This window comes from Luteimonas sp. 22616 (genome assembly GCF_052044325.1).
Classification (GTDB): domain Bacteria; phylum Pseudomonadota; class Gammaproteobacteria; order Xanthomonadales; family Xanthomonadaceae; genus Luteimonas.
In genome coordinates, this window is sequence record NZ_JBQEMW010000001.1 from 204293 (window position 1) to 218497 (window position 14205).

General features: G+C 70.6%; 13 protein-coding genes. 4 read left to right on the top strand and 9 right to left on the bottom strand.

What is annotated here, in order from left to right; all coding sequences use genetic code 11:
* Positions 1 to 127: 127 nt before the first annotated feature.
* Genes ACTJIL_RS00890 through ACTJIL_RS00900 form a run of 3 tightly spaced genes read right to left on the bottom strand, consistent with a single transcriptional unit; the run spans position 128 to position 2247 of the window.
* A complete protein-coding gene (locus ACTJIL_RS00890; RefSeq protein WP_440755807.1) occupies positions 128 to 1042 on the bottom strand; it encodes a histone deacetylase family protein in 915 nt (304 codons plus the stop codon).
* A 31-nt stretch (positions 1043 to 1073) separates the two neighbouring features.
* Entirely contained in the window at positions 1074 to 1634 is a 561-nt protein-coding gene (locus ACTJIL_RS00895; protein ID WP_440753730.1) for a cob(I)yrinic acid a,c-diamide adenosyltransferase, read from the bottom strand.
* 10 nt (positions 1635 to 1644) lie between these two features.
* Positions 1645 to 2247, bottom strand: coding sequence for a hypothetical protein (locus tag ACTJIL_RS00900; protein WP_440753731.1), 603 nt, complete (start codon positions 2245 to 2247; stop codon positions 1645 to 1647).
* A gap of 237 nt (positions 2248 to 2484) precedes the next feature.
* Here ACTJIL_RS00900 and ubiH point away from each other — a divergent pair, with 237 nt between their 5' ends.
* Together ubiH and ACTJIL_RS00910 are read left to right on the top strand one after the other, a co-directional pair.
* A complete protein-coding gene (gene ubiH / locus ACTJIL_RS00905; RefSeq protein WP_440753732.1) occupies positions 2485 to 3720 on the top strand; it encodes a 2-octaprenyl-6-methoxyphenyl hydroxylase in 1236 nt (411 codons plus the stop codon).
* Complete coding sequence (locus tag ACTJIL_RS00910; RefSeq protein WP_440753733.1) at positions 3717 to 4895, top strand: UbiH/UbiF family hydroxylase; 1179 nt, start codon at positions 3717 to 3719, stop codon at positions 4893 to 4895. Before ubiH ends, ACTJIL_RS00910 begins: the two co-directional genes overlap by 4 nt.
* Positions 4896 to 5086: 191 nt before the next feature.
* Here the strand turns inward: ACTJIL_RS00910 and ACTJIL_RS00915 are convergent, their stop codons facing one another.
* The 5 genes from ACTJIL_RS00915 to ACTJIL_RS00935 form a co-directional block, all read right to left on the bottom strand.
* Entirely contained in the window at positions 5087 to 5839 is a 753-nt protein-coding gene (locus ACTJIL_RS00915; RefSeq protein ID WP_440753734.1) for an EF-hand domain-containing protein, read from the bottom strand.
* A 189-nt stretch (positions 5840 to 6028) separates the two neighbouring features.
* Positions 6029 to 7114 carry a 23S rRNA (cytidine(2498)-2'-O)-methyltransferase RlmM gene (gene rlmM, locus ACTJIL_RS00920; RefSeq protein WP_440753735.1) on the bottom strand — a complete coding sequence of 362 codons (1086 nt, stop codon included), beginning with the start codon at positions 7112 to 7114 and terminating at the stop codon, positions 6029 to 6031.
* A gap of 101 nt (positions 7115 to 7215) precedes the next feature.
* Positions 7216 to 7791 carry a nucleoside deaminase gene (locus ACTJIL_RS00925; protein ID WP_440753736.1) on the bottom strand — a complete coding sequence of 192 codons (576 nt, stop codon included), beginning with the start codon at positions 7789 to 7791 and terminating at the stop codon, positions 7216 to 7218.
* Positions 7791 to 8210 carry a hypothetical protein gene (locus tag ACTJIL_RS00930; RefSeq protein ID WP_440753737.1) on the bottom strand — a complete coding sequence of 140 codons (420 nt, stop codon included), beginning with the start codon at positions 8208 to 8210 and terminating at the stop codon, positions 7791 to 7793. Before ACTJIL_RS00930 ends, ACTJIL_RS00925 begins: the two co-directional genes overlap by 1 nt.
* Positions 8211 to 8212: 2 nt before the next feature.
* On the bottom strand, positions 8213 to 9970 hold the full coding sequence (locus tag ACTJIL_RS00935; RefSeq protein ID WP_440753738.1) for a glutamine--tRNA ligase/YqeY domain fusion protein: 1758 nt from the start codon (positions 9968 to 9970) through the stop codon (positions 8213 to 8215).
* A gap of 241 nt (positions 9971 to 10211) precedes the next feature.
* Between ACTJIL_RS00935 and ACTJIL_RS00940 the strand changes: the two genes are divergently transcribed.
* Both ACTJIL_RS00940 and ACTJIL_RS00945 read left to right on the top strand, forming a co-directional pair.
* Entirely contained in the window at positions 10212 to 12413 is a 2202-nt protein-coding gene (locus ACTJIL_RS00940) for a diguanylate cyclase (RefSeq protein WP_440753739.1), read from the top strand.
* A 145-nt stretch (positions 12414 to 12558) separates the two neighbouring features.
* Positions 12559 to 13479 (top strand): DMT family transporter, encoded by a 921-nt coding sequence (locus tag ACTJIL_RS00945; protein WP_440753740.1) that lies wholly within the window; start codon positions 12559 to 12561, stop codon positions 13477 to 13479.
* Between the two features lie 107 nt (positions 13480 to 13586).
* Here ACTJIL_RS00945 and ACTJIL_RS00950 read toward each other — a convergent pair whose 3' ends face one another.
* Positions 13587 to 14162, bottom strand: coding sequence for a DJ-1/PfpI family protein (locus tag ACTJIL_RS00950; protein WP_440753741.1), 576 nt, complete (start codon positions 14160 to 14162; stop codon positions 13587 to 13589).
* Positions 14163 to 14205 lie beyond the last annotated feature (43 nt).

The following is a 14205-nucleotide window of genomic DNA, read 5'->3' on the forward strand; positions in this document are numbered from 1 at the left end:
CGCCCGTCAAGCGGCAATGCAGGCCTCCGGGTTTCCCTTCAGCTTCGCGCCGGCCGGTGAAAACCAGGGCCGGCGCGCCGGTCCTGACCGCCGCAACGCCAGCTGAACGCAGCTGCGTGCCGCGGCCTCAGTTGCCGCGAAGCGCGCGGACGTGGGCGACGCTGCACTCACGCAGCGCCTGCAGGTCGTAACCACCCTCGAGTGTCGAGACTAGGCGCCCGGAAGCATGCTTGCCGGCGAGCCGGTGCAGTTCGCCGGTGATCCAGGCGATATCGTCGGCGTCGAGCTGCAGTTGCGCCAGCGGATCGCGCCAGTGCGCGTCAAAGCCGGCCGAGACCAGCAGCAGCTGCGGGCCGAACGCGTCGATCGCCGGCAGCAGGTGTTCCTCCCACGCGATCCGGAAGCCGCGGCTGCCGGTGCCCGGCGGAAGCGGGGCATTGAGGATGTTGCCGACGCCGCGTTCGTAGGCGTGGCCGGTGTCCGGGTACAGCGGCATCTGGTGCGAACTCACGTAGTGCACGCGCGGCTCGGCCTCGAAGATCGCCTGGGTACCGTTGCCGTGGTGGACGTCGAAGTCGGCGATCGCCACCCGCGCCAGCCCGTGCCGCTCCAGCGCGTGGGCGGCCGCGACGGCGACGTTGTTGAACAGGCAGAAGCCCATCGCCGCCCGTGACGTGGCGTGGTGTCCCGGTGGCCGCACCGCGCAGAACGCGGCGGACGCCTCGCCACCCATCACCGCGTCCACGGCCGCAACGCCGGCGCCGGCCGCGCGCAGCGCCGCTTCGGCCGATTGCGGCGACAGGACCGTGTCGGGGTCCAGTTCGACCTGTTGCGTCGGCCGGGTTTCCAGCACCGCGTCGAGCAGCGATGCGTCGTGCACGCGCAGCAGCTGGCCGCGGGTGGCGCGCGGCGCTTCGCGCCAGTCGAGGTCGTCGAAGCCGTTGCGCAGCGCGTCGATTACGGCGCCCAGCCGCTGCGGCCTCTCGAAGTGGCCGGCACCGGTGTCGTGGCCGAGGCAGGCGGAGTGGGTGAAGACCGGCAGGCTCATGGGGATGACGGGCGCCGGTGGCCGTTCACGCTTGCGGCTTGCGGCGCTCGTGCTGCCAGGTGACTTCGCCGTGGCCGCCCTGGCGCGCGAGCACCCGCGCGAGCACGAACAGCAGGTCGGACAGGCGGTTGAGGTAGCGGATCGGCTGCGGGCGCACGGCTTCGTCACGCGCGAGCGCGACCGTCTCGCGCTCGGCGCGCCGCACCACGGTGCGGGCGATGTGGCAGCGCGCCGCGGCATCGCCGCCGCCGGGCAGGATGAATTCCTTCAGCGGCGGCAACGCGTCGTTGTAGTGGTCGAGTTGCTGTTCGAGGCGATCGACGTCCGCATCGTCGATCGCCGCATGCCCGGGGATGCATAGCTCGCCGCCGAGGTCGAACAGCTGGTGCTGGATCGTGGTCAGCAGTTCGCGGATGTCGTCGGGGACATCCGCCGCCAGCAGCAGGCCGATGGTCGAATTGGCTTCGTCGACCGTGCCGTAGGCGGCCACGCGCGCCGAGTCCTTCGCGACCCGGCTACCGTCGCCGAGGCCGGTCGTGCCGTCGTCGCCGGTACGGGTGTAGATCTTCGACAGGCGGTTGCCCATGGCGGTGCGGTCAGCCCTGCTTCTTGTGTCCGGATGCGATCGGGTGGGCGTGCCTGGCCACCTGTTCGCTCACCACCTGGGCGATGGCGGCCAGGGTCACGAACATGGCCGTGCCCTGCAGGTAGGGCAGGAACCAGTCGCCATAGTTCTTGGCCCAGCCGGCGAACGTGGGTTCGGCGACGCTGTCGCTCAGCCAGTAGAAGCCGCCCTGCGCCAGCAGGTGGCACAGCGCGGTGGCCGCGACCAGGCTGGCGGCCAGCCGGCCCAGTGCCGGGACGCTGGCGCCGGAATAGTGGCGGCGCAGCCACAGGCCGCCCATCCACATCGCCAGATGCGCGGGAACCAGGAACCAGTAGCCCGGCGAAACGCAGTAATGGCTCCAGAAGCTCATGCCCTGGCCGGTGATCACGGCCCAGTCGATCCCCACCGCCAGCACCATCAGCAGCGGGAAGGCCCAGCGCGACCAGCCGCGCAGGTAGAAGCCGCCGATGAAGAACACCGCCCACGACGCATCCGGCACCGGCGTGAAGTGGGAGAAGACATGCGACCGCGTCGCCGCCATCAGCAGTACGAGCAGGGACAGGACGATGACGCGTTGCAGGTTGGTGTTCATGGGGCGGGCAGCTCCGGTCGCGGTGTGCGGATGGCGGACATTCTAGCGAACTGGCCGCGACGGGGCCCTGGAGCGTGCGCCTGCCTCAAAGTGGTTCCCGGGCGTCGGGGCGGTCGCGAAGCAAGGCCGGGCCATCGCGCGGCCGGGCTGCGTTGGCAACGGCGGCGATGCGCCATCGCGGCCATCGTGGCGGGCGGGCAAGTACTGCCAGGCAGATGCACGCTCTATCATGCCGGCATGAAACACGGTGCCGCCAAGGCAGGACATGACGTGGTGATCGTCGGCGGCGGCCTGGTCGGCGCCAGCCTGGCGATCGCGCTGGACAGGATCGGGCTGGATGTTGGCCTGGTCGAGGCCGCCCCGGCCGGCGCGCTGCCGGCGGTGTTCGACGAGCGCAACCTGAGCTTCGCCGATGCCACCGTCAATGCGCTGGACGCGCTCGGCGTGATGTCGAAGCTGCGCGCGCCCACCGGCGCCATCACCCGCATCCACGTCAGCCGCCGCGGCGATTTCGGCCGCGCCAGCCTGGTAGCGGCGGACTACGGGCGCGAGGCGTTTGGCCAGGTGGTGGTCGCGCGCGACTTCGGTGAGGCATTGGAAGCCCGGCTCGCGGAACTGCAGCGGTTGACCCGCTACCGACCGGCGCGCTTCATCGGCCTCGGCGACGGCGACGAAGCGGTGCGTGTGGTCCGCATCGCTGACGACGGCGGCGAACGTGAACTGCGCGCGCGGCTGCTGGTCGCAGCCGACGGCACCGGCAGCAGCGTGCGCGACGCACTGGGCATCGAAGCCGATCGCCACGACTACCTGCAAACCCTGTTCGTCGCCCGCCTGCGCGCGGCGCGCGCGCCCGACGGTACCGCCTACGAGCGCCTCGGCGACGACGGCCCGACCGCGCTGCTGCCGCGTGGCGACCGCCACTTCGGCCTCGTGCATGGCGTCGCCCGCGACGAGGCGGCGGCGGTGCAGGCGCTGGATGATGCGGCGTTCCTCGAACGGATCCAGCGCGCGTTCGGCTGGCGCGTCGGCCGCCTCGAATCGATCGGTGCGCGCAGCGTCTACCCGGCCATCCGCACGGTCGCGCGCAGCACCATCGCGCCACGCGCGGTGCTGGTGGGCAACGCTGCGCAGACCCTGCATCCGATCGGTGCGCAGGGCTTCAACCTGGGCCTGCGCGACGCGCTGACCCTGGCCGAACTGATCGAGACCCGCGGCGGCGGCCATCCCGTCGATCCCGGCGACGCGGATCTGCTCGCCGAGCATGCACAACGACGGTCCGAGGACCGCGCGCGCACGCTCGCCATGAGCGATGGCCTGGCGCGGCTGACCGCGAACGATGCGCCGCTGCTGCGGCCACTGCGCAGCCTCGGGCTGTTCGCGCTGGACCGCGTGCCCTCGGTGCAGGCATGGCTGGTCGGCGGCGCGATGGGCTATCGCGGGCAGGTGCCGGCGCTGTGCAGGAAGGCCTCGTGAGCCGCGGCGCGCGCAATGACGCGGTCGTCGTCGGTGGCGGCATGGTCGGCGCCGCGTGCGCGCTGGCGCTGGCCAGGCTCGATCTCGACGTCACCCTGGTCGAGGCCGCCGAACCCGCGCGCTGGTCGCGCGAGCAACCGGACCTGCGCGTCTTTGCCTTCGCCCCCGACAACGCCGCGCTGCTCGACACGTTTGGCGCCTGGCGCGAGGTGCTCGACGCGCGCGCGCAGCCGTACCGGCGCATGCGGGTATGGGATGCGGCGGGCGGCGACGAACTCGCATTCGATGCCGACGCGGTCGGCCGCGGGGAGCTGGGCTGGATCATCGAGAACGGGCTGCTGCTCGACCGCCTGTGGTCGGCGTTGTCGCGTGCCGGGGTCGACGTGCGGGTGCCGGCGCGGGTGGAGGCGCTCGAACAGGACGACGACGGCGTGCGCCTGCGCCTGGACGATGGCAGCCGCGTCGATGCGCGCGTGGCGGTCGCCGCCGACGGCGCCGAATCCACGCTGCGCCGGCTCGCCGGCGGCGAGGTCAGCCGCCACGACTACGGCCAGCGCGGCGTGGTGGCCTACATCGAAACGCAGCAGCCGCATGAAGACACCGCCTGGCAACGCTTCCTGCCGACCGGCCCGCTGGCGGTGCTGCCGTTCACGCAGGGCCGCAGTTCGATCGTGTGGACGCTGCCGGACGCGCGCGCGGCGGAGGTGCTGGCACTTGACCACGACGCGTTCGCGCGGGAACTCACGCGCGCGTTCGACGCACGCCTGGGACCGATGCGCGTGGTGTCGAAGCGGGCGGCGTTCCCGTTGCGCCGGCAACTGGCATCATCCTGCGTGCACGGGCGCGTGCTGGTCGTCGGCGACGCCGCGCACGTGGTGCATCCGCTGGCGGGGCAGGGCGTCAACCTCGGCCTGCGCGACGTGATCGCTTTGCGCGACGCGATTGCCGCCGCGCAGGGCCGCCGCGCCGACTGGACATCGCCGCAGCGCCTTGCGCGCTGGGGGCGCGGGCGCAGCAGCGAGAACGCGCTGGCCGCGCACGCCTTCGACGGCATCAACCGGTTGTTCTCCAGTGACGGCATGCATCGCACGCTGTTGCGCGGGCCGTTGCTCGGGCTTGCCGGGCGGCTGCCGCCGCTGACCGAGGCGCTGTGGCGGCGCGCGGCGGGGCTTTGACGGGACGCGCAGTTGCGCGCTCGTTCGGAACCGTCCCGAAAGATCGCGGCTGAAGCTGCTCCTAAGTTCTGGCAAGAAAAGCCCCGCGTTTGCGGGGCTTTTCGTCGTCGTATCGGGCGGTCGCGGCGTGGAGGACCATCCCCATGCACCCCTCCCTTGAAGGGAGGGCTCAAAGGCGGGCCGCTTGGTCCTTACATCCAGCCTGCCAGTTCCTGCTGGTCGAGCCGGCCGTCGTGATTGTTGTCGACGGCGTCGAACTCGGCGGTCAGCGTGGCGTTGGATTTCGCCTCGCTGCGGCTGATGCTGCCGTTGCCGTTGCTGTCCATTGCGGCGAAGTCGATCTTGTAGTCGCCGACGATCGAGTTCGATGGGCTGGAGGTAACGGTGACCTGCGGTTCCGTCGGGCCCGTGGTGGTGACGGGCGTCGGCGGTGGCGGCGCTGGCGGGGTATTGACCGCGTCGGTCGTGGCCTGCGCGGCGAGCGAGGCTTCGGTCGCGGCCGCCGTGGCCTGGGTGCTTGCGGCCTGCGCGGCGTTTGCCGCCTGGCGCGCCTGGTACACGGCGTGGTCGGATTGGCGGGTACCGCCGGCGGCGGCCGAATATGCGGCGCCCGCCTGGTTGGCCGCCTGGGTGGCATCACGCGCCGCCTCCTGGGCCTGGACCGAGGATTTGTCGGCGGCGTAGGCGTGGTACTGGGCGTTCGCAGTGCCGTCGCTGGTCAATGCACCGGCGCGCTTGCTCGCGGCGGCCTGCTGCGCGGCATCGCGTGCGGCCTGGGCCTGGTTGCGGGCCACGTCCGCCTCGGCTGCCGCGACCCGCGCTGCGTCGCTGGTTGCTGTCTTCGCGGTGCTGGAGCTGACGGTGGATTGCGCCTGCACGCTGCCCGCAGCGAATGCGCCGAGCAGGGCCAGGGCCAACAACGAAAAAGTGGGGGAGCGCTTCATTTCGATCTCCGGGCTGGGATGACGCGGCCACGCTAGGGCCGGGGCAATGAATCCCGCGTCAACTGCGCGAAACGATTCCTGAACGGGGCTTGCCGGCGCCGCCGACAGCGGCGGCAATCAAAGACAGGCACCCTGAGCAGATCACCAGAAGGAGCCCCCGGGCGCGGGCGACCAGAAGCGGGTTGGCGGTCAGGACCCCACGGCCGCGAAGACCGTGATCTCCTCGCGGTCGTGATAGAGCTGGCGTGCCCGGACCACCAGCGGGCGCTGCGCCTGCGCCGCGAGCAGGTCGAGGCACAGCCGGGTTTCGTCCCAGCGCTTTTTCATCGGCAGCTTGAGGTTGAAGATCGACTGCCGGCACCAGCCTTCGCGCAGCCAGGTCGCCATGCGTTCGGCGACGCGGCGTGGCTGCTCGACCATGTCGCAGACCATCCAGTCCAGCGGGCGCGTTGGTTGCCAGAGGAAACCGTCGGCGCGCAGGTGCTCGACCAGGCCGGTGTCGAGCACGTGCTGGCGCAGCGGGCCGTTGTCGATCGCGCTCACGTGCAGGCCATGGCGCGTGAGCACCCAGGTCCAGCCGCCGGGCGCGGCGCCCAGGTCGGCGGCGCGCATGCCTTCGCGGAGCAGGCGCGCGCGGTCTTCGTCGTCGAGCAGGGTGAGCAGCGCTTCCTCGAGCTTGAGCGCGGAGCGCGAAGGGGCGTCGGGGAGCAGGCGCAGGCGCGGGATGCCCAGCGGCCACGGCGCGCTGTCGGCGGGATCGCTGCTGGCGACGAAGGCATGGTCGCCGTCGACGAAGCACACGTGCAGCCGCGGCAGCGATGCGTTGTCCTGCGCTGCCAGCAGGCCGGCTTTTCGCAGCACAGGGCGCAATGCATTGCCGAATGCGCGCGCCAGGCCCGACAGCGGCTTGCCGGCGTCGCTGTCGGGATGCTCCACCAGCAGCTCTCCGTAGAGCCTGCCCCGAACCTGATCCGGAGGCGGCCCCTCGCCTGTCGAGTCCGCGTGCAATGCCGCCACGATCGGCGCGATCCGGTCCTTCGGGTCCAGCCCGCGCAGTTCCGCGAGCAACTGCAGTTTCTGTCGCGCGAACACCAGACCGCGCCACGGCAACGCGCGCGACAGCGCTTCGGCCCGGTCGCAGGCGAACACCACGAATCCGCTGCCACGCTCGGTGCGCGCATGGCCGAAGAAGCCGGCTTCCGCGGCGCGCGCGGTCAGCTCGGCGGCCAGCTCGGGTTCGAAGCCGGCGCGGCAGTAGCACAGCAGTCCCGTCATTGCGCGTTGCTCATGCAGGAGCGGCTTCAGCCGCGAGCTCCTGTCTTTGGTGAGGAATCAAGGGCTCGCGGCTGAAGCCGCTCCTGCAACGCCGGCGACCATCAATAACGGCGGCCGCCCCGTTCTCCATAGGCGCGCAGCACCGCGCGGGCGTCGTCGCGGTTGAGGTCGCGCACGACTTCGATGCCGCGCTTGTCCAGTTCGCCGACCCAGTCCGCCGGCAGCGGGCCTTCGTCGAACTCGGTCAGCTCCATCACGTCCCCGGCGCGGGCGCCGATCAGCAGGCGGTCGATGCCGGCCCAGATCGTGGCGCCGTAGCACTGGCAGCACGGCTGCGCCGAGGTGGCCAGGGTGTAGCGGCCGTCGGGCTCGCCGGCGTCGTCGCGATTGAGCCGGGCGCGCTGCAGCCGCTGTTGCGCCAGCATGTAGGCCATGGTCTCCGCGTGCCCCAGCGACGTGTTCTGCGGCAGCACCACGTTGACCCCGACCGCGACGATGCGGTCGTCGGCATTGAACACCGCCGCGCCGAACGGACCGCCGGTGCCGGCCTCGAGGTTGCGGCGCGACAGTTCGATCGCCAGCGCGACCTTCTCCGCGTCGGAACCGTAGCTGCGCGCGCCGTCGACTGCGTCATGCACCCATGCGGGCAGGGTGAGGTGGATCTGTGCGTAGAGCATCAGAGCTTCACCTTCGATCGCGATTGCGATGGCATGAAGGCTTCCGCGGGCTCGCAGCGCCCGGCGTTGCACGAACAGCTGCTGATCTCGCGGAATCCGCATACGTCCATGCGCCCGTCCTTCGCGCACTGCGACTGCACGGCCGCCGGATCGGTGGGGCTGTCCTTGTTGACGCAAGCCGGCATCTCGCCGCAGCAGTTGCCGACGTTCTTGACCGCGCAATCGGTGTCGGCCTTGCAGCTGGCGTCGATCACGGGCGCCTCGCGCACGCGGTTGGGCGGCAGCGGGCGCGACATCGATGGCGGTGCCTTGGCTGCCGGGTCCTGCGGAACGGCAGCACCGTTCGTGGCCGGCGCCGCGCAGGCGGCCAGCAGGACGCACAGGCAAAAGGCGATGGCGTTCATCAGGCGCTTGGGCATGGTCAGTCTCCCTTCTGCATCCAGGTATCGCGCAGGGTCACGGCGCGGTTGAACACCGGTGCATCGCTGCGGTGGTCGCGACGGTCGGCGACAAAATAGCCCGTGCGTTCGAACTGGAAGCGGGTTTCGGGTTCGGCCGCCGCCGCCGTGGGTTCGACATAACCGTGCACCACCTTGCGTGAATCCGGGTTGAGGTGCTCGCGGTAGGTCTTGCCCTCGCTCTCGTCATCCGGGTCGGCGACCGAGAACAGGCGGTCGTAGAGGCGGATTTCCGCCGCAACCGCGCGGGTGGCGTCGACCCAGTGGATGGTGCCCTTGATCTTGCGGTTGGCGCCTTCCATGCCGGGGCGCGATTCGGGGTCGAGCGTGCCGCGCAGTTCCACGACATTGCCATCGGCGTCCTTGACCACCTCGTCGCAGCGCACGATGCCGGCGCCGCGCAGGCGTACTTCGCCGCCGGGCACCAGTCGCTTCCAGCCTTTCGGCGGCACTTCGGCGAAGTCGTCGTGTTCGATCCAAAGCTCGCGCGAGAACGGCACCTCGCGCGTGCCGAACGATTCGTCCTTGGGGTGGTTGCCGAACGAGAGCGTTTCGGCATGCCCTTCGGGCAGGTTGGTCAGCACGAACTTCAGCGGCGTGACCACCGCCATCCGCCGCGGTGCATGTGCGTCGAGGTCGTCGCGCAGGCAGCCTTCCAGCACGGAAAAGTCGATCACCGAGTTCTGCTTGCTGATCCCGACGCGGTCGACCAGCAGCCGCAGCGACGCCGGCGTGTAGCCGCGGCGGCGCAGGCCCTGCAGGGTCGGCATGCGCGGGTCGTCCCAGCCGTCCACCAGGCCGTCGTTCACCATCGCCACCAGCTTGCGCTTGCTCATCACGGTGTAGTTGATGTTCAGGCGCGAGAACTCGATCTGGCGCGGCTTGGCGGCCTCGTTCGGCAAGCCCTTGGCCAGCAGCGGCGCGAGCAGTTCCGGCGAGCCGGCCAGGTCCACCTTGTCCACGCACCAGTCGTACAGCGGCCGGTGGTCCTCGAACTCCAGCGTGCACAGCGAATGGGTGATGCCCTCGACCGCGTCGCCCAGCGAATGGGCGTAGTCGTACATCGGGTAGATCGGCCAGGCGTCGCCGGTGTTCTGGTGCGCGACTTTCTTGATCCGGTACAGCGCCGGGTCGCGCAGGTTGATGTTGCCGCTGGCCATGTCGATCTTCGCGCGCAGGGTGCGCGCGCCGTCGGGGAACTCGCCCGCGCGCATGCGCCGGAACAGGTCCAGGTTTTCCTCGACGCCGCGCTCGCGGTACGGCGAATTGCGGCCCGGTTCGGTCAGCGTGCCGCGGTATTCGCGCACCTGTTCGGCGGACAGGTCGCAGACGAAGGCGTCGCCCTGCCGGATCAGCTTCTCGGCGGCGAGGTAGAACACGTCGAAGTAATCCGAGGCGTGGCGCAGACTGGCCCAGTCGAAGCCCAGCCAGCGCACGTCGTCCTGGATTGCCTGCACGAACTCGGGGTCTTCCTTGGCCGGGTTGGTGTCGTCGAAGCGCAAGTTGCACAGGCCGCCGAACTCGGCGGCGATGCCGAAGTCCAGGCAGATCGCCTTGGCGTGGCCGATGTGCAGGTAGCCGTTGGGCTCGGGCGGGAAACGGGTGCGGATCGCCGCGTGCTTCCCGTCGGCCAGGTCCTGGCGGACGATCTGGCGGACGAAATCCTGCTTTTCGACGGGCGCGGCGGGGGCGCCGGCGCCGGGGGCGGTGCTGTGGCTCATGTGCGGGGGTGCCGGGAAAAACAACAGTTTAGCCGAGCCCACCGGCCCGCGAGCGCGGCATCATCGCGATGCGATGGGACGGAGAAGACCTCCCCAATGGCCTGTCTGCCCGACTGGCACGCATGTTGCGTGCGGTAGGGTACGGATTCGGGGGGATGCGTCTGGTGTCGGAGACAGCACCACTGGCAGGAACGATCGCGGGGCAGCGCCCGGCCGGCATCGCTTTGGGCGGAGCCCGCCGATGAGCCTGCTTCGCCTGCACCATTCCTCGCACCACGAATGGCTGGTCGGCGGCTGCCTGCTGCTGTTGCTCGGGCTGTTCGCCAGCGCCGTCGCCGGGGGCCAGCCGGGCATCGAGACGGTGCCGGTCCAACTGCTGGCATCGCCGGAGCAGGGCGGGAGCCGACCGTCGGTCACCGCCGACGGGCAGGGGCTGGCGGTCGGTGGCAACCCGGGCGGCGTTGTCGCGCGAATGCATTTCACGCTGCCGCAGCGCACCGATCGCGACAACCCTTGGGTGGTCTGGATCGAACGCAAGCCGGTCGAGCGGGTGCAACTGGTCCGCGATGACTGGCGCAGCGATCCGCGCGAGTTCTTCGCTCCCCGTGCCGGCGCCGGGCCGCTGCCGACCGGTTACGTGTTCGAGCTGCCCTACGGCTGGCAGGGCGACATCGACCTCGAATTGCACGCGACCGGCAAGCTGCCGGCGGTGCTGCGTCCGAGGGTGATCGCCAATGCCGAGGCCTGGCGGGTGGAGCGCCAGGGGGTGGCGATCAGTGCGATGGTCTACGCCACCCTGTTCACCCTGGCGTTGCTGGCGCTGGCGTTGTTTTCGGCCGCGCGCGACCGGTTGTTCCTGACGCTATTCGGCTGCGCCACGCTCACCCTGCTCACGTTCTCGGCGGTCAACGGCCATCTCTACCAGGTGCGCGGTCTGCGCTGGCTCGCCGGCTGGGGCGTGCAGGGCCTGCTGGCGCTGCAGTTCCTGCTGTGCGCCGCGCTGCCGCAACTGTTGCTGCGCTATGCGGGGACGCGGCGGGTGCATTCGGCAATCGCGCGTGGCATCGATATCGCCTGCGTCGCCATGGCGGTGCTGGCCGCGGTCTGCCTGCTCGACCTGCAACCGCTGGTGCGTTGGCTGCAGCTGTTGGCCGTGCTCGCGCGCGTGGCCTGCGCGCTGGCGTGCCTGGGACTGGTGCTCGATGCCGCGCGCCGCCGCCTGCCGATGGCCTGGCCGCTGGCGATCCTGGCCATGCTGACCATCGCCGCGGGCGTGGCCAGGCAATTGATGCTGTGGGGCTACCTGCAGGACTTCCCGTGGGTGCGTTCCGGCGACCAGGTCGCGCTGGCCGCTGCCATGGCGATCCTCGCGGTCGGGGTGATCAGCCGCATCAGCGACTATCGCGACCAGCGTGACCGCGACCAGCTCGCGCGACTGGATTCGGAGCGACGGATGCAGCGAGAGGCGGCGCGTTCGGACCTCAACGCCGCGCTGCAGGTGAAGCTGCGCAGCTGCACCGAGGGCGACATCGAATGGACCGCCTTCCACCTGCTGCTCGAGCACCTGGTGCCGCTGGTGCGGGCCGACAAGGCGGTGGTGCTGGCGCGCGGCTATCACGGCCAGGACGTGCAGGTGGCGGTACCGGCGTCGCGCAAGGATGAAGCCGAGGCACTGGTCTCCCAGCGCGAGCTGTCGCTCAAGCGCCACGCCGCCAACGGCATTCCGCTGCAGCAGCCGCTGAGCGTCGGCGACGCCGGCGGGCTGGCGATGGAAGCGCTGGTGCCGTTGCCGATCCGCGCGCCGGCCTGGGGCATGCTGCTGCTCGAACGTGCCGGCGGCGAAGGTTTCACCACCGAAGAGCTGGCGCTGGCCGGCGAATTCATCCGCCTCGTGCTGGTCCACGTCGATCAGGCGCTGACCGCGATCCAGCTGCGGCGTTCGGCCGAACTCGATGCGCTGACCGGCACCTTCAACCGTCGCACGATCGACCAGTGGCTGGTGCGCAGCTTCGGCGAGGCCGAGCGCGACGGGCAGCCGATCTCGGTGCTGTTCGTCGACATGGACCATTTCAAGGCCATCAACGACAAATATGGTCATGCCTGCGGCGACCACTGCCTGCGCGCCGTGGCGCAGGCGTTGCGCACGGCGCTGGGCGAGGGCGACCTGCTCGGCCGTTACGGCGGCGAGGAGTTCATCGCCGTGCTGCCCGCGCGCGGCGGTGCGGCGGCGCGGATGGTCGGCGAGCAGCTGCGTGGCGACATCGAGCGGCTGAGGCTGGAGTGGGAGGGGCAACCGCTGCGCCTGACCGTAAGTGTCGGCGTGGCGATCCGGCTGCGCGACGAACGGCCGGCCGAAACGATCGACCGCGCCGACAAGGCGCTGTACGCGGCCAAGCGTGGTGGCCGCAACTGCGTGCACGTGGCGCCAGCAGTGTTCAGCTGACCGCTGCCAACCGGCCGGCCGGGAGCTTGTGGGAGCGGCCATGGCCGCGATGGCTTTACCGGCAAACCATCGCGGCCATGGCCGCTCCCACGGGAGTCATTACCATGTGTCGTCGCCGCCCTGGCGATGCCATGCAAGCACGTCCATGACCCATTCGCGGAACGAACCCAAGGCGCTGGTCTGGATGCTGGCCGGCGCCGCGATCATCGGCACCAACGGCATCATGGTCGAACTGGCCGGCACGCCGCCGACGGTGTCGGCGTTCTGGCGCATGGCGTTCGCCGGGACGATGCTGCTTGGGTGGGTGATGGCGTCGGGTGGCTGGCATGCACTGACGCCGCGCGCCTGGGGCTGGATCGCCGCCACCGGTGCGGTGTTCGCCGCCGACCTGTGGCTGTGGCATCGCAGCATCCTGCTGGTCGGTCCCGGCCTGGCGACGCTGCTGGGCAACGCGCAGGTGTTCTTCATGGCGCTGGCGGGCGTGCTGTTCTTCCGCGAGCGCATCGGCCCGCGTTTCCTTGCCGGGCTGCTGCTGGCGTTCGCCGGGTTGTGGCTCATGCTCGGCTCGAACTGGGCGCAGTTGCCACCGCAGTATCGCTGGGGCGTCTGGCTCGGGCTCGGCACCGGTGTCTGCTACGCGGCTTCCAATCTCGGCCTGCGCCGCTCGCAGCGCGAGGCGCACGTTGACCGCGCGCGCCCGGCGCCGGTGGCGCAGGTATTGGGGATCGCGGCGCTGGTCAGTGCCGTGTTCCTCGGCGGGGCGGCGATGGCGGAGGGCGTCGCGTTCGCGATCCCGTCGTTGAAGTCGTTCCTGGTGCTGCTGGCACTGGCCGGCTTCGGCCACTGCCTGAGCTGGGTGCTGATCTCGCGCGCGATGTCGCACCTGCGCGTCGCCCTGGTCGGGCTGCTGCTGTTGCTGCAGCCGGTGGTGGCGTTCGTGCTGGACGTCTGGCTGTTCGACCGCGCCACCGAGCCGCGCGAATGGCTTGGCCTGGCGCTGAGCCTGGCCGGCATTTTCCTGGCCGGCCTGAAGGGCCGATCTCGGTTGCCGGAACAGCCCACCTGACGTAGGTCGGGGCTACGCCCCGGACGCCCAACGCCCAACGCCCGACGCCAGACGCCCGCGCGCCCATGGCCGCACCATGACGCCATTTGAGACGGCCGCGGACCGGGCTAGTCTGCGGCGAATTCGCCGGCGAACATTGCCCGCACCTGCGCGATCGCCTCGCCCTTGTCGGGATGCAGCAGGCGCAGGCACTCGCAGGCGAAGCCGACCGGGCTGGTGCCTGGCGCGGTGACCAGGCCGCCCTCGCTGACCACTGTGGCATCGCGGTAATGCGCCGCGCCCGCATAGGCGGGTGCGTTGTCGCGCAGGAACTGCAGCGAGTTGCTGGTGTGCGCGCGCTCGTCGAGCAGGTCGGCATGCGCCAGTGCAAGGGTGGCGCCGCAGATTGCCGCCACCGGCCTGCCGGCAAGCAGGCGTGCGCGCAGCGCCTGGCCGAGGGCAGGGATCGCGCCGTCGCGCCAGGTATCGCTGCCGGGCAGCAGCCACAGGTCGCTATCGAGCGGGTTGAGGTCGGCGAGCGCGGCTTCGGGCAGGATTTGCACTCCGCCGATCGAGGTCAGCGGCGCACCATCGATGCTGGCGATGCGGACCTCGTCGCCGAACCATTCGCGCGCGGCCGGCAGCACCGGACCGATTTCCCAGTCGGCGACACCGTCGATCATCAAGACAGTGATCGTGGCCATGGATAAGCCTTCGTGCTTGCAGGGAGAGGAAGTGTCGCGGACT